Here is a 21,846-nt window from a genome sequence, read left to right on the forward strand (position 1 = left end):
ACCGTTGGGTTTTTAATGTCTTAGCAAAAACAGGGCTTTGTCGTACTTGTTGTCATTAGCTAAAGACTGTAAAATTCGCGCCCTTATTTATTGTTCCGTTGTTGAGAGGCTTCATGACTACTGAAAAAATCAACTTGCTTGATTTTGACCGCCAAGGATTGCGTAAATTCTTTGCAGAAGAATTAAACGAAAAAGCATTCCGCGCTGAGCAGGTGATGAAGTGGATCTACCATTTCGGTGTTGATGATTTCGACAACATGAACAACATCAACAAGCAACTGCGTGAAAAATTAAAGCAACGCTGTGAGATTAAAGCTCCAGTGGTATCTGCTGCACAGCACTCATCTGATGGCACTATCAAATGGGCAATGCGTGTTGGTGACCAAGATGTAGAAACGGTTTACATCCCAGAAGATGATCGTGCAACGCTATGTGTGTCTTCACAAGTGGGTTGTGCGTTGGAATGTAAATTCTGTTCAACGGCGCAACAAGGCTTCAACCGCAACCTGAAAGTATCTGAAATTATCGGTCAGGTTTGGCGCGCTGCGCGTGAAGTTGGCCTTGAGAAAGAGACCGGTCGTCGTCCAATTACCAACGTGGTAATGATGGGCATGGGTGAGCCACTGTTGAACATGAAAAACCTAATTCCAGCTTTAGAAATCATGCTGGATGATTTAGGTTTTGGTCTGTCAAAACGCCGTGTAACGGTATCGACCTCTGGTGTGGTATCGGGCCTTGATCAAATGACGGGTAAAATTGACGTAGCACTAGCGATTTCTCTTCACGCACCAAATGACAAATTGCGTAGTGAAATCATGCCAATTAACGACCGTTGGGATATTCAAGAGTTCCTAGCGTCTGTGCGTCGTTACCTTGCCTCGTCCAATGCGAACCGCGGTAAAGTAACAGTGGAATACGTGCTACTAGACCATGTGAATGATGATATGGACCATGCGCGTGAACTTGCCGAGCTAATGAAAGATACGCCTTGCAAGATCAACCTGATTCCGTTTAACCCGTACCCAGGTTCACCTTACAAGAAGCCGAGTAACTCACGTATCGACCGCTTCCAGAAAACATTGATGCAATACGAGCACACGGTAACGATCCGTAAAACTCGTGGTGATGATATCGATGCGGCATGTGGTCAATTAGTCGGTGATGTGATTGACCGTACAAAACGTACTGCGATGGCAAAAGCCGCTAAAGGCGAAGCAATCGACATTAAAGCGCTATAAATCGTTATTTCGTTTCAAAAGCCAGAGCAATGCTCTGGCTTTTTTGTTGCAGGATATTGCTAATAAACAGAAAGATTTATCGCAGTTTGTAGGCTTTATCTAAGTTTTAAATGTCAGTTTTTCGAAAAACCTTGAGCTTGCTGTAATTTATCTAACCATATGGTGTTGTTTCACACACTTTATCTATTAGAATTAATAGTTATACCCACTCGTGTTGGGGATATGCCTTAAAATTGCTGCGACAGATGAATGTCGTGTGCAGTGGAGAGAAAGAACATACACTTATTTGTTGTAACGGTGACATAAATCTTGTCCGCAAGATGCTTTGAGACTGATAAATATAAACAAGTAAATAATTAAATGATGATCTTGGTTGAGCCAACTACTAACCAAAAATAATTAAGACTGGCTGACTCAGAGTAAAGCGAGAGACACAACGATATGAATACAGAACAACCAATCCCTGTTACTGACGATAATGCAGAACCAGTACGTGTCGCTCCAGGCACAATTTTGAAATTAAAGCGTGAAGAATTAGGGCTGACGCAAAAGCAAGTTGCTGACCGTTTACGTCTGCGAGTCGCGCTTATTAAGCAAATTGAAGAAAATCAGTTTGAAGCTGATCAAGTGGCAACCTTTACTCGTGGTTATTTGCGTTCTTACGCTAAAGTGGTTGGTGTTAACGAGTCTGAAATTTTGTCTTCGCTTGATGAGGCAATGGGCTCTCAGCCACCTCAAGTTCAAAATATGAAGAGTTTTTCTCGTAAAACCAATCGTGAAAAACACGATAATCGCATCATGATGCTTACTTGGGGGATTGTGGCGGTTATCGTGGCGATTTCCTCAGTGTGGTGGTACCAAAATCAGCAAAAAAATGTGATTGATCTGACGGCGGATGAGAGTGTTACCACGACGGAAAGCACGCCATCGGTTCCGGACCTAGATGCATTTGAAACATTAAATGCTCCGGCAGAAGAGAGTACGACGACCAATACAGATCGTCCATTGACCGACGACGCGGTTGCATCTGCTGATGCGCCGATTGAAACCCCAGTACTTGATACTGCAGTAACGGAAGCGGTTAGTGATGACTCGACGGTAGCGCCAACCGATGCCGAAGTGAAAACGGCAGAAGTGGCAGAGCCCAAAATGGTTGAGATCACTAAACCTGCGGAAGATATCAGTAACCGTTTGGTGATGAAGTTCAGCGATGAGTGTTGGGTGCAAGTCAAAGATGCGACGGGTAAAACATTAGTTAGCGGCATTAAAGGTGCGGGAGAGACCGCTACTTTTGATGGTAAAAAGCCTTACAACATCATTTTAGGTGCACCAGAAAACGTTTCAATCACATTAGCGAGTGAACCTGTCGACCTTTCTGGGTATACTGCAGGCAAAGCAGCAAGATTCACACTACCTAGATAAACGATTATGCAACACGAATCTCCTATCAAACGTCGCCCATCGACTCGAATCTATGTGGGCGATGTGCCTATTGGTGATGGCGCACCGATTGCGGTGCAATCCATGACTAACACCAGAACAACAGACGTGGAAGCGACTGTTGCGCAAATTCGAGCGTTGGAAAACGTCGGTGCAGATATCGTTCGTGTATCAGTACCAACGATGGATGCCGCAGAGGCGTTCAAACTTATCAAACAGCAAGTGAATGTGCCATTAGTGGCCGACATTCATTTTGACTACCGTATTGCGCTTAAAGTGGCGGAGTATGGTGTTGACTGTTTACGTATCAACCCAGGTAACATCGGTAACGAAGAGCGTATTCGCTCAGTGGTTGATTGTGCGCGTGATAAGAACATTCCAATTCGTATTGGTGTTAACGGCGGATCGTTAGAAAAAGACATTCAGATGAAGTACGGCGAACCAACGCCAGAAGCGTTGGTGGAATCAGCAATGCGTCATGTGGATATTCTTGATCGCCTTAACTTCGATCAATTCAAAGTCAGCGTAAAAGCGTCAGATGTCTTCCTTGCGGTTGACTCATACCGTTTACTGGCGAAGAAAATTGATCAACCACTGCACCTTGGTATTACTGAGGCTGGTGGTGCGCGTGCTGGTGCAGTGAAATCGTCAGTGGGTCTTGGCATGCTACTCGCAGAAGGTATCGGCGATACACTGCGAATTTCACTAGCGGCGAACCCAGTCGAAGAGATCAAAGTTGGCTTTGATATTCTTAAATCACTGCGTATTCGCTCACGCGGTATTAACTTTATTGCTTGCCCTAGCTGTTCACGTCAAGAGTTTGATGTGATTGGTACGGTCAATGCGCTAGAACAACGTCTTGAAGACATCATCACACCAATGGACGTATCGATCATTGGTTGCGTGGTGAATGGTCCTGGTGAAGCAGAAGTGTCACACCTAGGTCTTGCAGGTAGCAACAAGAAAAGCGCATTTTACGAAGATGGCAAACGCCAAAAAGAGCGTTTTGACAACGATGACCTAGTTAATCAACTAGAAGCAAAAATTCGTGCGAAAGCCGCCCAATTGGACGAAAGCAATCGCATCGAAATTAAAGTGCAAAACTAAATCTCAACGAAGTAATTAAAATTACGGTAAATATTGTGGCAAAAACAATTCAAGCAATTCGAGGCATGAACGATTGTCTCCCAACTCAATCACCACTGTGGCAAAAGCTAGAAAATACAGTGAAGAACGTAGTTAGCGCATACGGTTATAACGAAATGCGCATGCCAATCGTTGAGATGACGCATCTATTTAGTCGTGCAATCGGTGAAGTGACTGACGTTGTTGAAAAAGAGATGTACACCTTTGAAGATCGCAATGGTGACAGTCTTTCTCTACGTCCAGAAGGCACTGCAGGTTGTGTACGTGCAGGGATCGAAAATGGTCTGCTGTACAACCAAGAACAACGTGTATGGTACATGGGTCCAATGTTCCGTCACGAGCGTCCACAAAAAGGTCGTTACCGTCAATTCCACCAATGTGGTGTGGAAGTGTTTGGTCTAAACGGGCCTGATGTGGATGCGGAACTTATCATGATGACAGCACGTCTATGGCGTGAGCTTGGCATCGACAAACATGTGCGTCTAGAGCTGAACTCAATCGGTTCACTAGAAGCGCGTGCAACTTACCGTAAAGCGCTGATTGCATTCCTTGAGCAACACATTGATGTGCTTGATGAAGATTGTAAACGCCGTATGCACACCAACCCGCTACGTGTACTGGATACTAAAAACCCAGACGTACAAGCAATTTTGGGTGATGCTCCGCGTCTGTCTGAATACCTTGACGAAGAATCTAAGCAACATTTTGCTGGTCTGTGTGAACTTCTGGACGCAGCGGGCATCGAATACTCTATTAATGAACGTCTAGTTCGTGGTTTGGATTACTACAACCGCACAGTATTTGAGTGGATCACTGAAAGTCTAGGTGCTCAAGGCACAGTATGTGGTGGTGGCCGTTATGATGGTCTAGTTGAACAACTTGGCGGTAAACCAACACCTGCAGTAGGTTTTGCTATGGGTCTTGAGCGTCTTGTTTTGATGCTTGAAACGCTAGAGCTGACTGATGTACGTCGCAGCGTTGATGTTTACATGGTGACGGCTGGTGAAGGTACTATGATGGCGGGCATGAAGCTGGCTGAACAGCTACGCGAACAAGTACCGGGTCTACGTGTGATGAACCACTTTGGTGGCGGTAACTTTAAGAAGCAATTCAAACGTGCTGATAAAGTTGGTGCTGTAGTGGCGCTAGTGCTTGGTGAAAACGAAGTTGCTGACAACACCGTAGTATTGAAAGACCTAGTGGGTGGTACTCAAGAGACTTACCCTCAAGCTGACGTGATTGCGAAGCTAGCTGAGCTAATCTAACCAAATTTAAGTTTAAGAAAGTGGCGATGAGAGTCGCCACTTTTGTGATGTTAAGAGGACAGGAAGTGGAACTCTACGATACCGAAGAACAACAAGTTGAAGCGATAAAAGATTGGTGGAAAGAGAACGGTAAAGCCGTAATCTTTGGTGCCGTGCTTGGTTTAGGTGGTCTATTTGGCTGGCGTTACTATCAAGACACCATCATTGCAACACAAGAGGCAGCATCTGAGCGTTACATGCAAGTGATGGATAGCCTAGCGGCATCGGGTGTAAAAGCAGAAGATCAAGTCGCTAGCTTTATCACCGCAAACACAGACAGTGAGTACGCAGTGCTTGCTGCGCTTCAGTTGGCAAAAGTTCAAGTTGACGCAAATCAACTTGATGCGGCAATCGCACAGCTTCAAGAAGCAACTAACGCAACTCAAGATCCTGCACTATTGGCTTTAATTAACTTCCGTTTGGCTCGTCTGTTGTCTGAACAAGGTCAATTTGAGCAAGCGCTGACGACACTTGGCAAAATCACTGATACTGGTTGGGCTGGCCGCGTGGGTGAACTGAAAGGTGACATTCTACTGCGTAAAGGTGACACAGAAGGTGCATACAATGCATACACCGAAGCACAACAAGCGGGTGATGCAAGTGAAATTCTGCAGATGAAACTGGATGATCTAGCCAAGTAAGGGCACGTTGCATGAAGAAATTGCTGAAAAGAGCATTGACGGCAGTAGCAGTAATCGGCGTATTGGCAGGCTGTGCGGGTGAAGAAGACACCATCATCATGGCGCCAGTACCAGAGGTAAAAAGTCAGTTCGAACCAAGCAAAGTTTGGAGTAGCTCGATTGGCAATGGCGTTGAGCAATACTTCTCTAAGCTCTCTCCTCAATTCGCCTATGACAAGGTATTTATCGCTAGCCGTGACGGTGAAGTTCAAGCGTTGAACCCAGCTAACGGTGAAGAGATTTGGGCAACAGACCTAGAAGGTGACGTATCAGCTCGTCTTTCAGGTGGTATTGCGGCGGCTTACGATAAGCTATTTATCGGTAGTGAAAATGGTGAAGTGATTGCACTTAATCAAGAAACGGGTGAGCTTATTTGGCGTCAACCGATTCAAGGTGAAGTGCTATCGATGCCAGCCACCGATGAGAACTTAGTGTTAGTGCATACCAGTGAAGGTATGTTGATTGCTCTCGATCAGCAAACCGGCACACAAAAGTGGACAATTAGTACTGAAGTTCCAACTTTAACTTTACGTGGTACTAGTGCACCAGCAACAGTTTCTGGCGGTGTATTTTGGGGCACTGCGAGTGGTCGTTTAGCGGCAGCTATTGTTAGTCGCGGACAACTGATTTGGCAATTGCCAATCGGTACACCAAAAGGCGCAACCGAAATTGACCGTATTGTTGACGTCGATGCTTCACCAATGGTGATGGGCAGCACTTTGATTGCGCTTGGTTACAATGGCCAGTTAACGGCAATTGATTTACGCTCTGGACAAGCGGCTTGGAAGCGCACTTACTCTTCAGCAAGCGATATGGCTAATGATGGCAGTCGAATCTTCTTGGTGACGGATAAAGATCACTTGGTAGCAGTTGATGCTCGTAGTGGTACCGAGTTATGGACAAATAAACAGCTTGAGCACCGTTTAGTGACGGCTCCGGTTATCATTGATGATTACGTTGTTGTTGGTGATAGTGAAGGTTATTTGTACTGGCTTGATCGTAGCAGCGGTGATTTTGTTGCTATGCAGGAAGAGAACAGTAGTGGTTTTGCTGTCGCTCCGATTGCGCTTGAGGATGGTTATCTAATTACCACCCGCAACGGCGATGTAAAGAAACTAACGCTCAGCGAATAATTTCGTGATATAATTCACATTCGGCTCCTGGCTGGTAACAGCTAGGAGTCGTTTTGTTTATAAGAAACAAGCATTTAATAGTAGATGGTGTTGCTATAGGTAACAATTCGGCAAGAGGAAATTTTGTCAGTCGTTACCTATAACTACATAAGAATAGAATATTGTAGAGGTTGTTATGGTTCCTGTTGTTGCTCTAGTAGGGCGTCCGAACGTAGGTAAATCTACGTTGTTTAACCGCTTAACTCGTACACGTGATGCGCTAGTGGCGGACTTCCCTGGCTTAACTCGTGACCGTAAATATGGCCAAGCGAAGCTTGGTGAGCATGAATTTATCGTGATCGATACCGGCGGTATCGATGGCACGGAAGAAGGCGTAGAAACAAAAATGGCTCAGCAGTCGCTAGCGGCGATTGATGAAGCTGATGTTGTGTTATTTATGGTAGACGGCCGTGCTGGTCTAACCGCTGCCGATGAAGCGATTGCGCAACACCTACGCAAACTTGAAAAACCAGCGATGCTGGTCGTGAACAAGATCGATGGCGTTGATGCAGATGCAGCAAGCGCTGAATTCTGGCAGCTTGGTATGGAAGAAATGTACCAAATCGCTGCGGCTCATGGCCGTGGTGTTGCTGCACTTATCGATCTTGCGCTTAATCCATTTGCTGAAAAATTGATTGAACAAACTCAAGGCGAAATCTCTGATTTGACTGATTTTGAAGATCAAGAAGAAGAAAAACTGGATTACACCGAAGAAGAAGCGGAAGAAGAATTTAAACGCCTGCAAGATCAACCAATCAAGCTAGCGATTATCGGTCGTCCAAACGTAGGTAAATCAACGCTAACTAACCGTATTTTAGGTGAAGAGCGTGTGGTTGTTTACGATATGCCAGGAACGACTCGTGACTCTATCTATATTCCAATGGAACGTGATGGTCGTGAGTATGTACTGATCGATACCGCGGGTGTGCGTCGCCGTACTCGTATCAATGAAACTGTTGAGAAGTTCTCAGTAGTAAAAACATTGAAAGCGGTTGAAGATGCAAACGTAGTTATGCTGGTTATCGATGCGCGCGAAAACATCTCAGATCAAGATCTAAGCTTGCTTGGTTTTGCGTTAAACGCAGGTCGTTCAATCGTAATCGCCGTGAACAAATGGGATGGTTTGGATAACGACGTAAAAGAGTCAGTGAAGAAAGAGTTAGACCGTCGTCTAGGCTTCGTTGATTTTGCGCGTATTCACTTTATCTCTGCACTACACGGCACGGGTGTTGGTCACTTGTTTGAATCAGTACAAGAGGCGTACAAGTCAGCGACAACACGTGTAGGTACGTCAGTGCTCACACGCATCATGAAGATGGCGACGGATGATCACCAACCACCGATGGTTCGTGGCCGCCGTGTGAAACTGAAATATGCGCACGCAGGTGGCTACAACCCACCGATTATCGTAATCCACGGTAACCAGGTGAATGAACTGCCAGATTCATACAAACGCTACCTAATGAACTACTACCGTAAGTCGCTAGAAATCATGGGTACGCCAATTCGTATTCAGTTCCAAAACAGTGCGAACCCATTTGAGGGTAAAACCACTAAGATGACTCTGTCTCAGGAACGAAATCGTAAACGTATGATGAGCATGGTTAAAAACCGTAAAAAATAAGCAATAGTTTGCAAAAAGCGCCTACAATATGGGCGCTTTTTTTATGTCTACAGAAAACTGAATCGAAAATACAATGAATGTAACTCCGACCATTACTCAATTTTGCCACCAAACTTGGCAACTAAATGCTCAAGTCCAACTTACTCAAGTTGCTGATGACAAGTGCTATATCGTGACCGATAAAACCCCTTTTCATCCAGTGAGCCATATTTGGCCTGATCACCCTGCTGATAAAGGCAGCATTACAATTAATGGTTGCAGTCACGATGTTATCGACTGTTTGGTTGGTGCAGTGGAACTAACTAGCAATACTCTGTACGTCGATGAAGCAATCCCTGTAAAACGCGATCAGGAAGGTTGGGTGTTTGTCGTCGTGCATGTGGTTGAAGCGGAAAAAGCAGTCGTTTGTGCTGGCGATAGCGTGGAATTAACGGTGAATAAAGCTTATCAACAAGCATTGAGCCGTGGCCATAGTGCCGGGCACCTGGCTTTGTTAGCATTAAATAAGATCTTAACCGTACATGGATACTGGCGCAAAGATGCTGAGCGTAAAGATCCGCTTGGTCACTATGATTTTAATAATTATGCGCAAGAAACCAGCACTGTCAGTGAAAATCACTGCTTGGATACTTACCGATTGGGTAAAACATTACGCAAACGTGGTTTAAACAGCGCTGATGTTATTACTGACTTAGATAAGATTGAAAATCTTATTAATCAACAGGTTAATGAATGGTTGGCGAATGGTAGTGCGGTGATAATGCAGTGTGATGGTGAGTGTTTGACTGATTCGCGTTACTGGCGTTGTGATTTAAGCCGTGATGAATCAGTGGTGATCCCTTGTGGTGGTACTCATGTCGATAGTCTGACTGAGATCACAAAAATCATAATAACGCTGCGAGAGGTTGAAGCAAATTACATTGAAATGCAGACCGATGTAAATTGAAATACACCAATATTCGATTGTATTTATAATTAACTGAAAATGCAATATGTTAGTATTTTTGGATTTAAATTCTGTATAAAATCCAAAAACAGGATATGTAACTTATGCTTTCGGTATGTGGTGATATAAATGTTCTAATCGATGCGGATCGCTGATCAAAATGGCTTTCGCCGATGATCCTATAAAGATCATTATGTTCAATTGATGGCATTGTAGTCAATTAAACGTTTGCGTCGAATTGTGCTGATTGAGATCAACATCAACCGTAAAATAGATCGCCACAATAAGATCAATATCGTTTCAGTAGGGATAGTTAAATGAATCAAGATCCGTGTCCTAAGTGCCAGCATCCGTTGGTATGGCAAGGCCAGTATCATTGCGAGCATTGTGTGCAGGACTATATCAAAGTCGGTTTCTGTCCGGATTGTGAGGCGCAGTTAGAGAAGTTGCAAGCATGTGGTGCAGCCAATTACTTTTGCAATAGTTGTAATGAACTGAAATCCAAATCGCGGGTGCGCTTTGAGTATCGCGCAACTGAGTAGTGGGTTGATGTAAGCTTGGAGTGTGTGAACCGTTAGTTGACGGTTGAGCGAACTTCACCATCAACAAGACGGGTGACCAGTGTGTCGCCCGTTTTTAATTGGCTGGTTGAGTGAATCACATCACCGTGGTCGTTTTGGGTGATCGAATAGCCACGTTTAAGTGTCGCTAATGGACTAACGGTATCGAGTTTTTCAGCGGCCAGTGCGAGTTGATGACGTGCTTTAAGCAGTTTTCTGTCCATCGCATCCAGCAGTTTTTGCTCGACACGCGCCAAAGCCGCTTGCTGCGAACTGAGGCGTTTTGCTGGTGAGTTGAGTTGAATGCGATGTAGTTGACGCTCAATCTTGTGTTGGTATTGAGTGATGTAGCGCTGCATTGCCCGTTGCAAACGAGCATCTAATTCATCCAACTGCTGACTTTGACGCTGCAGTTGTTGATTAGGGTGCTGTCTCTCAAGGCGGTGCTCAAGCTGGCGCATTTGCTGCTTTTGTTCTGCAAAGTAATAGCGCATAGCGGCAAATAATTTTTGCTCACGAGTGGCAAGGCCTTGTGCTTTATGGCTGTTATCACGACTAACTAATTCAGCGGCAGCAGATGGCGTAGGCGCACGCATATCGGCAACAAAGTCGGCGATAGTCACATCGACTTCATGGCCAACCGCACTGATGATCGGGATCTGACTAGCCGCAATCGTTCTGGCTAAGATCTCGTTGTTAAAACACCATAGATCTTCCAGTGAACCGCCACCACGACCAACGATTAATACGTCACACTCATTACGGCTATTCGCACAACCAATCGCTTGGGCGATCTGAATGGCCGCGTCTTCACCTTGCACCATCGTTGGATAAATCACTACTGGCAGTGTTGGATCGCGACGTTTTAGCACATCGAGAATGTCGTAAAGTGCTGCGCCGGTTTTTGAGGTCACAATACCCACGCATTTGGGATGTTCTGGCAAAGGTTGCTTATTGGTTTGAGCAAGTAAGCCCTCTGCTGCCAGCTTCATTTTGAGTTGTTCAAATTGTTGCTGTAGGCGGCCATCACCTTCGGCCTGCATACTTTCGATGATCAGTTGATAGTCACCACGCGGCTCATAAAGAGACAAACGGGCTTTAACCAGCACTTGATTACCGTTAGCAGGTTTAAATGAAGTATGTCGATTGTTGCCACGGAACATGGCGCATTTGACTTGGGCACGAGCGTCTTTCAGTGTGAAATACCAGTGACCAGAGACAGGAGCAGAGAAGTTTGAAATCTCACCAACTAGCCAAACAATCCCCATTTCGTTCTCAAGCAAAAGGCGTACTTCTGCGTTAAGTCTCGATACAGTAAAGATATTTTGGTTGGTCAGAGATGACAAGGCTAATCTCGTAGGCGTGAGTATGGAAATTAGCGGCAATATAATACATAGCAAGGGGTAATTGCAAGAAAAAAATTTAAAAAATTTGTAGTCAAGCGATTATCTTCACCGTATAATCCCACCGCAATATCTAATCCAAATGCAACTTTGTTATCCCAACAGGTTGTACTCATTATGCGAAACGATGAGATTGGATTATCCCTTTACCTATCTATTGTGAGATATTGCAAATGCTAAGAATTGCCAAAGAAGCGCTGACATTCGACGACGTACTACTCGTGCCAGCTCACTCCACCGTTCTCCCAAACACAGCTGATCTTCGCACTCAGCTTACTAAGAACATCACTCTAAACATTCCAATGATTTCGGCGTCTATGGACACCGTAACAGAAGCTCGTCTAGCAATCGCGCTAGCGCAAGAGGGTGGCATTGGCTTTATCCACAAAAACATGTCTATTGAGCAGCAAGCTGCCGAAGTTCGTGCGGTTAAAAAGTACGAATCTGGTGTAGTTACTGATCCTGTAACAGTAAGCCCTGAAGCGACGATCGCTGAAGTGGTTGCTCTTACCGATAAGCACGGTTTTGCTGGTTTCCCAGTGGTAACAGAAAGTAATGAGCTAGTGGGTATCATTACTGGTCGTGACGTACGTTTTGTGACTGATCTTTCTAAGAAAGTATCAGTAGTGATGACGCCTAAAGAGCGTCTAGCAGCGGTAAAAGAAGGTGCAACACGTGAAGAAGTGCAAGAAAAAATGCACGAAGCACGCGTTGAGAAAGTACTGGTTGTTAATGATGACTTCCAACTAACCGGTATGATTACGGCAAAAGACTTCCATAAAGCAGAAACTAAACCAAACGCATGTAAAGATGCGCAAGGTCGTCTACGCGTAGGTGCTGCAGTAGGCGCAGGCGCAGGTAACGAAGAGCGTGTTAAAGCGCTAGTTGAAGCAGGCGTTGACGTTCTACTTATCGACTCTTCACACGGTCACTCAGAAGGTGTGCTAAACCGTATCCGCGAAACTCGCGCTGCATACCCAGAGCTTGACATCATCGGCGGTAACGTAGCGACTGGCGCTGGCGCTAAAGCACTTATCGAAGCGGGTGTTAGTGCAGTGAAAGTCGGTATCGGCCCTGGTTCTATCTGTACAACTCGTATCGTCACAGGCGTTGGTGTTCCACAAATCACAGCAATTGCAGATGCTGCAGAAGTAGCGAATGAATTCGGTATCCCAGTTATCGCTGACGGTGGTATCCGTTTCTCTGGCGATATCTGTAAAGCAATCGTTGCTGGCGCATCATGTGTGATGGTTGGTTCTATGTTCGCAGGTACTGAAGAAGCACCAGGTGAAGTGATTCTTTACAACGGTCGTTCATACAAAGCATACCGCGGCATGGGTTCACTAGGTGCAATGTCACAAGGTTCTTCTGACCGTTACTTCCAATCTGATAATGCTGCAGACAAGCTAGTACCAGAAGGTATTGAAGGTCGTATCGCATACAAAGGTCTACTAAAAGAGATCGTTCACCAGCAAATGGGTGGTCTTCGTTCAAGCATGGGTCTGACTGGCTCAGCAACGATCGAAGCGATGCGTACTAAAGCTGAATTCGTTCGCATCTCTGGTGCGGGCATGGCTGAGTCGCACGTACACGACGTTCAAATTACTAAGGAAGCACCAAACTACCGTCGCGGTTAATTTTTATAGGTGGTTTCACTTAATAGCGCTATCGAAAGTGCGTATTTATTGCAATAAACGACGCGCTTTCTTTATTAATTATTGAATGCCTGTTGAGTGAAATACCGTCGTAAAAATAAAACTATACATTCGACGTAAACGTTTGCTTTTTTCCTTGATGCATTGATAAGAGGCGGGTAAACTCGCCTCCGTTTTCATAACCTAGCTTATAAGACTGCTCAAAATGACTAAAAATATCCATGACCAACGTATTCTGATCCTGGACTTCGGTTCTCAATACACTCAGCTTGTTGCGCGCCGCGTTCGTGAAATCGGTGTTTACTGTGAACTATGGAGCTGGGATGTAGAAGAAGCGGATATTCGTGAATTCAATCCAGACGGTATCATTCTATCTGGTGGTCCAGAAAGCGTAACGGAAGAAAACTCTCCACGCGCTCCACAATACGTATTTGACTCTGGCGTGCCAGTACTAGGTGTATGTTACGGCATGCAAACTATGGCAGAGCAGCTAGGCGGTAAAGTAGCAGGTTCAACTGAGCGTGAATTTGGCTACGCACAAGTTAAAGTTTCTGGCGAATCTGCAATCTTTAAAGATCTTGAGCTAACTCAAGATGTGTGGATGAGCCACGGTGACAAAGTAGTAGAAATTCCAGCAGACTTCGTGAAAGTTGGCGAAACGGACACTTGTCCTTACGCTGCAATGGCGAACGAAGAGAAGAAATACTACGGTGTACAATTCCACCCAGAAGTAACGCACACCAAAGGCGGCATGCAAATGCTTGAGAACTTTGTTCTTGGCGTATGTGGTTGTGAGCGTCTTTGGACTTCTGAATCTATCATCGAAGATGCAGTTGCACGTATCAAAGAGCAAGTAGGTGAGGACGAAGTTATCCTTGGCCTTTCTGGTGGTGTGGACTCTTCAGTAGTTGCTATGCTGGTTCACCGTGCCATTGGCGACAAGCTAACATGTGTATTCGTTGATAACGGTCTACTTCGTCTAAACGAAGGTCAGCAAGTAATGGATATGTTTGGCGACAAGTTCGGTCTAAACATCATCAAAGTTGACGCAGAAGAGCGTTTCCTAGAAGCACTTAAAGGTAAGTCAGATCCTGAAGAGAAGCGTAAGACTATCGGTCACGTATTCGTAGACGTATTCGATGAAGAGTCTAAGAAGCTTAAGAATGCGAAATGGTTGGCACAAGGTACTATTTACCCTGACGTAATCGAATCAGCGGCTTCTAAAACGGGTAAAGCGCACGTGATCAAATCACACCACAACGTGGGCGGTCTACCAGAAGAGATGGCGATGGGTCTGGTTGAGCCACTACGTGAACTATTTAAAGATGAAGTGCGTAAGATTGGTCTAGAGCTAGGTCTTCCGTACAACATGCTTTACCGTCACCCATTCCCAGGTCCTGGTCTAGGTGTTCGTGTTCTTGGCGAGATCAAGAAAGAGTACTGTGACTTGCTACGTCGCGCTGACGCTATCTTTATTGAAGAGCTTCATGCAGCAGACCTATACGATAAAGTATCGCAAGCATTTACCGTATTCCTACCAGTACGTTCAGTAGGCGTAATGGGCGATGGCCGTAAATACGATTGGGTTGTTTCACTGCGCGCAGTAGAAACGATCGACTTTATGACCGCACATTGGGCACACCTACCATACGACTTCCTAGGTAAGGTTTCTAACCGTATCATCAACGAAGTGAATGGTATCTCTCGTGTTGTTTACGATATCTCTGGTAAACCACCAGCGACAATCGAATGGGAATAATTTCTCGTATTTCGCGTAGAAACTAAAATTTTAAAGCCAGCCTTCGGGCTGGTTTTTGTTGCCAAAATGGGGATAAAAACATGAAATTGGTTAATTTATAAACTCAATTGTAAGGATTGAATTGGCTGATATATATTAAAAATTGCTAAATATTAAAGATGTTGATGAATTTTAGGCGAAGATATTTGCTAAGTTCCTTATATTGCATTGGTTGCACATTTACGCAATATAAGTTTTCAGTTAGTGCTGTTGTGTTTACTATTTAGCCCACTAAAATCTGCGCGTAATTTTTATCACATTTTTTGAAAAGGTACGCTTCGATGTCAACAAAACTGGCTAACCCAGCCCCACTAGGTCTAATGGGTTTCGGTATGACTACAATCCTGCTAAATATCCATAACGCAGGCTTTTTCCCAATCGACTCAATGATTCTAGCAATGGGCATCTTCTACGGTGGTCTTGGCCAAGTGCTTGTGGGCATGATGTGTTTCAAACGTGGTGACACGTTTGGTACGACTGCGTTCACTTCTTACGGTCTTTTCTGGCTAACTCTTGTTGGTTTAATCGTTATGCCTGAAATGGGTCTACAAGCTAGCCCACATAGCTTCATGGGTTGGTACCTAGCGCTTTGGGGTATCTTCACTGGTTTCATGTTTATCGGTTCACTATGCTACCCAACAGCAAAACAAGTGGTGTTCGGTTCACTAACCATCCTATTCTTCCTACTTGCAGCGCGTGATTTCACTGGCAGTACACTAATTGGTACTATCGCTGGTATCGAAGGTATCTTCTGTGGTGCAAGCGCAATCTACTTTGCAATGGCGCAAGTGCTAAACAACGAATTTGGTCGCGTTGTACTACCAATCGGTGAAAAGCGCATCAAGCCAATCGTTGCTGAACAAGCGACTGCTTAAGCCACAGCTTAAGAGCAATAAAAGAAAGGGGATAGCCATTGGCTATCCCCTTTTTGTTTTGGTTGTTAATTGATGTTAGTCGCTACGACGATGCATCGTTCACCATTTCTACTGGGCCATCTTTACTATCACTGGCTTCTTTTTCTTCACTAAGTTTACGGTAGCGCTTTTCCCAGTAATCAGCACCTTTAATCCCAAGTTTGATTGGGTTAAAGGTAAAATCGGTCACGCCTTGTGCTTGCTGCTCCTCATAATCTTTTAGCGCAATAATGGCTGGTTTGGCTAAGAAGAAGATGATCAAAATCCCGATGATGTTCAGCCATGCCATTAAGCCAACCCCAATATCACCCATTGCCCATGCAAGCCCAGCGGTTTTAACCGTGCCATAAAACACCGATGAAATAAGAATCAACTTAAGGACGAACATCAGCCCACTGACTTTAAAGGTGCGTCGAATATAAGCGATGTTGGTTTCAGCGATGTAGTAGTAAGCCAAAATCGTGGTAAAAGCGAAGAAGAACAGTGCGACTGCAATAAATGGTTTACCGACGCCAGGCAGGGCACTTTCAACTGCCATTTGCGTAAATACCGGGCCATTAGCGCTAATGTCTGCCGCGATATTTTGTACCAAGAATGCTTCTCCCGCACCGTGCACGTTATATGCGCCGGTGATCAGAATCATAAACGCTGTCGCTGAACACACCAGTAGAGTATCAATATAGATAGAGAAGGATTGCACTAGCCCCTGCTGTGCAGGGTGATCAACGTTTGCCGCTGCTGCGGCATGTGGGCCAGTACCTTGACCGGCTTCATTAGAGTAAATACCACGTTTCACCCCCCAACCAATCGCCGCACCAAAGCCAGCCATAGGAGAGAACGCATCACCAACAATCATTGCAATAACTGCAGGTACTTGACTGATGTTAAGGAGAATGATGACAAACGCTGTGATCACGTAGGCTAGGGCCATAAATGGCACCACGATTTGCGTGAAATGAGCGATACGTTTAACCCCACCAAAGATGATGAACGCTAGTATGATAGAGATAACTGTGCCGGTAAAAATTTTGGCGAAACTAAAAGTGCCGACAGCGGTTTCGATTAAAGGGCCAGAGCCGAATGCCGCTTCAACCGCATTACCGATGCTGTTGGATTGGACTCCGGGAAGCAATACACCACACGCAAAGATGGTGGCGATAGCAAAAAGCCACGCATACCACTTTTGCCCCATGGCTTTCTCAATATAGTACGCCGGACCACCGCGAAACTCACCATCGTCCTCTTCTTTGTAGATCTGGGCTAGAGTCGATTCGGCATAAGCAGTCGCAGCGCCAAAAAATGCCACCATCCACATCCAAAATACTGCTCCAGGACCACCAAAGCCGATAGCGGCGGCGACGCCTGCAATGTTACCTGTACCTACGCGACCTGAAAGTGAAACCGCCAGTGCTTGGAAAGATGAGATACCCTTCTTCGAGCTTTTTCCCGAAAAGAGTAGTCGCCACATTTCAAAGAAATGACGGATCTGTACAAAACGAGTGATGATTGAGTAAAACAAGCCAGCACCAAGGCACAAATAGACCAGTGCTGGGCTCCATATAATTCCATTCAGAAAATTAACTAAATCCTGCATAAGCATTTTCCCTGTTAGTAAGCAATATCCGTTTAATGTTGTGTTTGTTATTAGTGTTGAATGTCAGAATGTTAACCTTTTCATAACACGATCGCTAAATGGAAATAACTATATTTGTGAACTTAGTGATACTTGGCACAAAATGCTAAGTTTTCTTAGAAAGATGGTGCTGTGATTGGTAAATAATTTTCCAGGTCAAAAATGAACTAAAAATTGATTGAATATGCAGAGTAATGAATGGAGGGTTATGGTGAAATTTGACAGAATTGTGCTCTAAATTGCGGTTAGGTTAATAGTGAATCGTTTTATTGGTGATAAATGAGGGGAATACATTTAAAACGATAAAGCTCAAAACTCTATTTTTTGCTGCTTTATTCGTCGTTGAGAAAAGCGCATGATGACGCTTTATTGCACAAATCATGGATGAGTTATGAAAGACGAAACGTTAGCGATTCATTTCGGTTATGAAACCGATCCCACCACCAAAGCGGTGACAACACCTATTTACCAAACGGTGGCATACGAGTTTGATAGCGCCCAGCATGGCGCCGACCTCTTTAACCTCGAAGTTCCCGGGAATATCTATACCCGTATTATGAACCCGACCAATGACGTGCTGGAAAAACGCATGGCAGCGTTGGAAGGTGGGATAGCCGGTTTAGTAGTGAGTGCAGGTAGTGCGGCGATTAACTACGCCATTTTAACGCTTGCTGAAGTTGGCGATAACATTGTTTCTACGCCTCAACTATACGGTGGCACATACACGTTATTTGCACACATGCTGCCAAAGCAAGGCATTGAAGTGCGCTTTGCTAAAGATGATAAGCCAGAGAGTTTAGCGGAACTGATTGATGATAAAACCAAGGCGGTTTACTGCGAAAGTATTGGTAACCCTGCGGGTAATATTATTGATTTAGAGCGAGTGGCTGAGCTTGCACATGCGCAGGGTGTGCCAGTGATTGTTGATAATACCGTGGCAACCCCATCGCTATGTAAACCGATCGATTTTGGTGCTGATATCGTTGTGCATTCACTGACTAAGTATGTCGGTGGTCATGGAACCACGCTGGGTGGCATTATTATCGATTCAGGTAAATTCCCATGGGCGGAGCATAAAAATCGCTTCCCAGTATTTAATCAACCAGAGCCTTCTTATCACGGAGTTGTGTACACCGAGGCCTTTGGTCCTGCAGCATTTATTGGCCGTGCACGTACTGTACCTTTGCGTAATACCGGTTCTGCAATGTCACCAATGAATGCATTTATGTTGATGCAAGGTTTAGAGACGCTGCCGCTGCGTATGGAGCGCCATACTGAGAATGCGCTAAAAGTGGCGCAGTTCTTACAGCAACACGACAAAGTGAGTTGGGTCAGTTATGCCGGCTTACCTGAGTCACCATTCTTTCCTTTAGCAGAGAAATACATGCAAGGTAAGCCGTCTGCGATCCTCTCTTTTGGTTTGAAAGACGGTTATGAGGCAGGGGTGCGTTTTTATGATGCTCTGCAAATTTTTAAACGCTTGGTGAATATTGGTGATGCTAAATCACTGGCTTGTCACCCAGCCTCAACAACCCACCGTCAGCTAAGTGAAGCGGAGCAACGACAAGCAGGAGTTGCACCAGAAATGATTCGTCTGTCGGTCGGCATCGAGCATATCGATGATATTCTCGCTGACTTAGATCAGGCTCTGAAAGCATAACCGAATCTGCAAACTTAGTTTTAACTGAGCTAAATTGCTTATAAAGGCGCCTGTAGGGGCGCCTTTGTTCTATTCGCCAACTACCAAATTGAGGTTTTTGGCTTATGATGATCTTTAAGCATGACAACCAGAAATAATAAGGGCAAATAATGGCTGGACTGAGTCTACTCACGCTTTTAGATGATATCGCCACCGTGCTGGATGACGTGGCACTGATGTCAAAAATGGCAGCAAAGAAAACCGCGGGCGTGTTAGGAGATGATCTTGCACTCAATGCGCAGCAAGTGTCTGGTGTGCGAGCGGAACGCGAAATTCCCGTGGTATGGGGAGTTGCCAAAGGCTCATTTAAAAATAAGCTGATTTTGGTGCCTGCCGCATTACTGATTAGTTCAGTTGCCCCTTGGTTAATTACTCCTTTGCTATTGATTGGTGGTTTGTTTCTCTGTTTTGAAGGGGCAGAAAAAATTCATGAGAAGTTTTTCCATCACCATGAGGCTGCTTCTAGTGATGAAGAGGTGACTTCACCGGATCAGAGTGAAGAAGATCTCGCGGATTACGAGCAACGCAAAATCAAAGGTGCTATTCGTACTGACTTTATTCTCTCTGCAGAGATCATTGTGATTGCTTTAGGTACGGTGCAGGGGCATCCATTTATTACTCAGTTGTTGGTGATGAGTTTGATTGCCATTTTGATGACAGCTGGTGTGTATGGTTTAGTTGCTGGCATTGTTAAAATGGATGACCTTGGTTTTTATCTGCAACGTAAAAGTGAAGGCAAAGGCTTACAAGGTTCAATTGGCGATGGTCTGGTTGCATTAGCGCCAAAAATGATGAAGTTTTTAACCGTGATTGGCACGGTTGCGATGTTTTTAGTCGGTGGTGGTATTGTGGTGCACAGTTTGCCATTTGTGCATCACGGCTTAGAAAACATCTTAGCTTTACTGCCTCATGTTCCTTACTTATCTGCAACTTACGGCACCTTAGGTAATGGTGTGGTCGGCCTTATCAGTGGTTACATTATTTTGGCGTTAGTGAGCCTGTTCCATATGCTCAAAGCCGACAAATAGAGCATTTGAGCTATGGTGATCCAATTGCTTTTCCACCTTACTTTTGTTGTTCCAATCGCTGGGTGGAATAGAGTATTTGGATCACCATGATCCTAAAGCTCATTCAGTTAAGAATCATTAATCAATCACCTCGTAGCCCAGCGCTCGCAGTCGCTCACCAAACTCGGCTCTGCTCTGTTCTTCACCATGAATCAAATGTACCTGTTTTGGCTTCGGTTCAATCGCTTGCACAAATTGCAGTAAATCTGCTTGGTCAGCGTGTGCAGAATAGCCTGACATGGTATGAACCTGAGCATTGACCTCTATCTCTTCCATATCGATTTCAAGTTGCATTTCGCCATTTTCAATCGCGCGGCCTAAGGTGCCCTGCGCTTGATAGCCCGCAAGTAGAATGTCGGTGCGTTCGTCAGGAAGCAAAGCTTTAAGGTAATCCATGATTCGCCCACCTTGGCACATACCTGATGCTGCTACCACAATCGCGGCTTCTCCTGTGGATTTTAAGCGATTAACGATTTTCAGATGTGAGCGATGGTCATCCACCACAATGCACTGCTCAAATGCCAGTGGGTGGCGTTGGTTAGCCAAGCGCTCTTTGGCTTCTTTGCCCCATAAAGTTTTAAAATTTCGATAAGACTCGGTGACTTTTTGTGCCATTGGCGAATCGAGAATAATCGGTAGATTGGCATCAATTTGGTGTTGATGAATTAACTGCTCAATATCAAATAACAGCTCTTGAGTTCGCCCAACACTAAAGGCGGGAATCAAAATTGCGCCACCATCAGCGAGTGAGCGCTGAATAATCGCGAGTAAACGCTCACTGCGACTTTCAATCTCGTCATGGCGTTTATTTCCATAGGTGGTTTCAATCAGCAAATAATCGGCTCGCTTTGGTGAGGTTGGATCAGGTAGCAGCGGTGTATTACTTGGTCCAAGATCACCAGAAAACACCACGACTTCACCATTAGGAAGCTCGATTTCAATGTAAGCGGAGCCAAGTATATGCCCGGCGGGTTGAAAGCGGACTTTGAGCGGCGTGCTCTCATCGGCCTCTAAGGTAAACCATTGATTGTAAGGTTGAGGGCGCAACAAACAATCAATGTTATTGAGTACATATTGGATTTCACGATTGGTCAGTCCTAGTTGTAGTTTCAGGCCATCTTCAAGCATTAATGGCACCAATTCAGCGGTGGCTTCCGTGCAATAGATCGGCTGGTGAAAATCTTCTCCTACTAACCATGGAACACGACCTATATGGTCGATATGCGCATGAGTCAAAAGTAGTGCTGTTAGGTGTTCGATAGCAAAATCAATGTCAAGTGGGCGTTCGTCTGCACCTTGAAATAAGCCACAATCAATCAGAATCGCATGGTTTTCGACCCTGATTTCATGACATGAACCGGTGACTGTGTGTTTACCGCCATGATGAATCAGTTCCATATGCACACCTCTGGTTTGGGGTATAGCTCTACCATAACCAAGGGGGAAAAAAGAGTCTGTGAAGCGATGGTCATTCTGGAGTGGAAGCCACGCATACTTACTGTAATGAAAAACCGCACGTTGGATAACGTGCGGCTGAGTCTGCGGTTTTTTAATAAATTGCCAATCG

At 45.0% G+C, this 21,846-nt stretch carries 17 protein-coding genes; 14 read left to right on the top strand and 3 right to left on the bottom strand.

The window, feature by feature from the left end:
• The first annotated feature begins 113 nt into the window (after window positions 1-113).
• The 9 genes from rlmN to Vt282_RS03270 all read left to right on the top strand — a co-directional run bounded on the left by rlmN (window position 114) and on the right by Vt282_RS03270 (window position 10,092).
• Window positions 114-1,238, top strand: a complete 1,125-nt coding sequence (gene rlmN, locus Vt282_RS03230; protein WP_162046993.1) for a dual-specificity RNA methyltransferase RlmN — start codon at window positions 114-116, stop codon at window positions 1,236-1,238.
• Between the two features lie 441 nt (window positions 1,239-1,679).
• Entirely contained in the window at window positions 1,680-2,660 is a 981-nt protein-coding gene (gene rodZ, locus Vt282_RS03235) for a cytoskeleton protein RodZ (protein ID WP_162062542.1), read from the top strand.
• 6 nt (window positions 2,661-2,666) lie between these two features.
• The gene (ispG, locus tag Vt282_RS03240; protein ID WP_162062543.1) at window positions 2,667-3,785 is read left to right on the top strand and encodes a flavodoxin-dependent (E)-4-hydroxy-3-methylbut-2-enyl-diphosphate synthase; all 1,119 of its coding nucleotides are present in this window, start codon (window positions 2,667-2,669) and stop codon (window positions 3,783-3,785) included.
• Between the two features lie 35 nt (window positions 3,786-3,820).
• Window positions 3,821-5,089: a histidine--tRNA ligase gene (hisS, locus tag Vt282_RS03245; protein ID WP_162046990.1), complete on the top strand. Its 1,269-nt coding sequence runs from the start codon at window positions 3,821-3,823 to the stop codon at window positions 5,087-5,089.
• 65 nt (window positions 5,090-5,154) lie between these two features.
• Window positions 5,155-5,769, top strand: coding sequence for a YfgM family protein (locus tag Vt282_RS03250; RefSeq protein ID WP_162047601.1), 615 nt, complete (start codon window positions 5,155-5,157; stop codon window positions 5,767-5,769).
• An 11-nt stretch (window positions 5,770-5,780) separates the two neighbouring features.
• Complete coding sequence (gene bamB / locus Vt282_RS03255) at window positions 5,781-6,941, top strand: outer membrane protein assembly factor BamB (RefSeq protein WP_162046989.1); 1,161 nt, start codon at window positions 5,781-5,783, stop codon at window positions 6,939-6,941.
• Between the two features lie 175 nt (window positions 6,942-7,116).
• Window positions 7,117-8,604, top strand: a complete 1,488-nt coding sequence (der, locus tag Vt282_RS03260) for a ribosome biogenesis GTPase Der (protein WP_162046988.1) — start codon at window positions 7,117-7,119, stop codon at window positions 8,602-8,604.
• Window positions 8,605-8,677: 73 nt separating this feature from the next.
• On the top strand, window positions 8,678-9,550 hold the full coding sequence (locus Vt282_RS03265; protein ID WP_162062544.1) for an alanyl-tRNA editing protein: 873 nt from the start codon (window positions 8,678-8,680) through the stop codon (window positions 9,548-9,550).
• A gap of 317 nt (window positions 9,551-9,867) precedes the next feature.
• Window positions 9,868-10,092: a zinc ribbon domain-containing protein gene (locus tag Vt282_RS03270; RefSeq protein ID WP_162062545.1), complete on the top strand. Its 225-nt coding sequence runs from the start codon at window positions 9,868-9,870 to the stop codon at window positions 10,090-10,092.
• Window positions 10,093-10,124: 32 nt separating this feature from the next.
• Here Vt282_RS03270 and xseA read toward each other — a convergent pair whose 3' ends face one another.
• Window positions 10,125-11,456 carry an exodeoxyribonuclease VII large subunit gene (gene xseA, locus Vt282_RS03275; RefSeq protein WP_162062546.1) on the bottom strand — a complete coding sequence of 444 codons (1,332 nt, stop codon included), beginning with the start codon at window positions 11,454-11,456 and terminating at the stop codon, window positions 10,125-10,127.
• 230 nt (window positions 11,457-11,686) lie between these two features.
• Between xseA and guaB the strand changes: the two genes are divergently transcribed.
• From guaB to Vt282_RS03290, 3 genes are all read left to right on the top strand, one after another.
• A complete protein-coding gene (guaB, locus tag Vt282_RS03280; protein WP_162062547.1) occupies window positions 11,687-13,150 on the top strand; it encodes an IMP dehydrogenase in 1,464 nt (487 codons plus the stop codon).
• A gap of 223 nt (window positions 13,151-13,373) precedes the next feature.
• On the top strand, window positions 13,374-14,927 hold the full coding sequence (gene guaA, locus Vt282_RS03285; RefSeq protein ID WP_162062548.1) for a glutamine-hydrolyzing GMP synthase: 1,554 nt from the start codon (window positions 13,374-13,376) through the stop codon (window positions 14,925-14,927).
• Between the two features lie 320 nt (window positions 14,928-15,247).
• The gene (locus tag Vt282_RS03290) at window positions 15,248-15,841 is read left to right on the top strand and encodes an acetate uptake transporter (RefSeq protein ID WP_162046982.1); all 594 of its coding nucleotides are present in this window, start codon (window positions 15,248-15,250) and stop codon (window positions 15,839-15,841) included.
• Window positions 15,842-15,923: 82 nt separating this feature from the next.
• Here the strand turns inward: Vt282_RS03290 and Vt282_RS03295 are convergent, their stop codons facing one another.
• On the bottom strand, window positions 15,924-17,474 hold the full coding sequence (locus Vt282_RS03295; protein ID WP_162062549.1) for an alanine/glycine:cation symporter family protein: 1,551 nt from the start codon (window positions 17,472-17,474) through the stop codon (window positions 15,924-15,926).
• A gap of 430 nt (window positions 17,475-17,904) precedes the next feature.
• On the opposite strand from Vt282_RS03295, the gene Vt282_RS03300 reads away from it, so the two are divergent.
• The gene (locus Vt282_RS03300) at window positions 17,905-19,173 is read left to right on the top strand and encodes an O-acetylhomoserine aminocarboxypropyltransferase/cysteine synthase family protein (RefSeq protein ID WP_162062550.1); all 1,269 of its coding nucleotides are present in this window, start codon (window positions 17,905-17,907) and stop codon (window positions 19,171-19,173) included.
• Between the two features lie 149 nt (window positions 19,174-19,322).
• Window positions 19,323-20,240, top strand: a complete 918-nt coding sequence (locus tag Vt282_RS03305; RefSeq protein ID WP_162062551.1) for a DUF808 domain-containing protein — start codon at window positions 19,323-19,325, stop codon at window positions 20,238-20,240.
• A 117-nt stretch (window positions 20,241-20,357) separates the two neighbouring features.
• Here Vt282_RS03305 and Vt282_RS03310 read toward each other — a convergent pair whose 3' ends face one another.
• Window positions 20,358-21,677, bottom strand: coding sequence for an MBL fold metallo-hydrolase RNA specificity domain-containing protein (locus tag Vt282_RS03310; protein WP_162062552.1), 1,320 nt, complete (start codon window positions 21,675-21,677; stop codon window positions 20,358-20,360).
• Window positions 21,678-21,846: the final 169 nt, after the last annotated feature.

This window comes from Vibrio taketomensis, from assembly GCF_009938165.1.
Lineage (GTDB): Bacteria > Pseudomonadota > Gammaproteobacteria > Enterobacterales > Vibrionaceae > Vibrio > Vibrio taketomensis.

Excerpts from the sequence above, each read along its gene's own strand:
- rlmN (WP_162046993.1), top strand. The coding sequence starts at position 114 with ATGACTACTGAAAAAATCAACTTGCTTGATTTTGACCGCCAAGGATTG.
- rodZ (WP_162062542.1), top strand. The coding sequence starts at position 1,680 with ATGAATACAGAACAACCAATCCCTGTTACTGACGATAATGCAGAACCA.
- ispG (WP_162062543.1), top strand. The coding sequence starts at position 2,667 with ATGCAACACGAATCTCCTATCAAACGTCGCCCATCGACTCGAATCTAT.
- bamB (WP_162046989.1), top strand. The coding sequence starts at position 5,781 with ATGAAGAAATTGCTGAAAAGAGCATTGACGGCAGTAGCAGTAATCGGC.
- der (WP_162046988.1), top strand. The coding sequence starts at position 7,117 with ATGGTTCCTGTTGTTGCTCTAGTAGGGCGTCCGAACGTAGGTAAATCT.
- Vt282_RS03265 (WP_162062544.1), top strand. The coding sequence starts at position 8,678 with ATGAATGTAACTCCGACCATTACTCAATTTTGCCACCAAACTTGGCAA.
- Vt282_RS03270 (WP_162062545.1), top strand. The coding sequence starts at position 9,868 with ATGAATCAAGATCCGTGTCCTAAGTGCCAGCATCCGTTGGTATGGCAA.
- guaB (WP_162062547.1), top strand. The coding sequence starts at position 11,687 with ATGCTAAGAATTGCCAAAGAAGCGCTGACATTCGACGACGTACTACTC.
- guaA (WP_162062548.1), top strand. The coding sequence starts at position 13,374 with ATGACTAAAAATATCCATGACCAACGTATTCTGATCCTGGACTTCGGT.
- Vt282_RS03290 (WP_162046982.1), top strand. The coding sequence starts at position 15,248 with ATGTCAACAAAACTGGCTAACCCAGCCCCACTAGGTCTAATGGGTTTC.
- Vt282_RS03295 (WP_162062549.1), bottom strand. The coding sequence starts at position 17,474 with ATGCAGGATTTAGTTAATTTTCTGAATGGAATTATATGGAGCCCAGCA.
- Vt282_RS03300 (WP_162062550.1), top strand. The coding sequence starts at position 17,905 with ATGAAAGACGAAACGTTAGCGATTCATTTCGGTTATGAAACCGATCCC.
- Vt282_RS03305 (WP_162062551.1), top strand. The coding sequence starts at position 19,323 with ATGGCTGGACTGAGTCTACTCACGCTTTTAGATGATATCGCCACCGTG.
- Vt282_RS03310 (WP_162062552.1), bottom strand. The coding sequence starts at position 21,677 with ATGGAACTGATTCATCATGGCGGTAAACACACAGTCACCGGTTCATGT.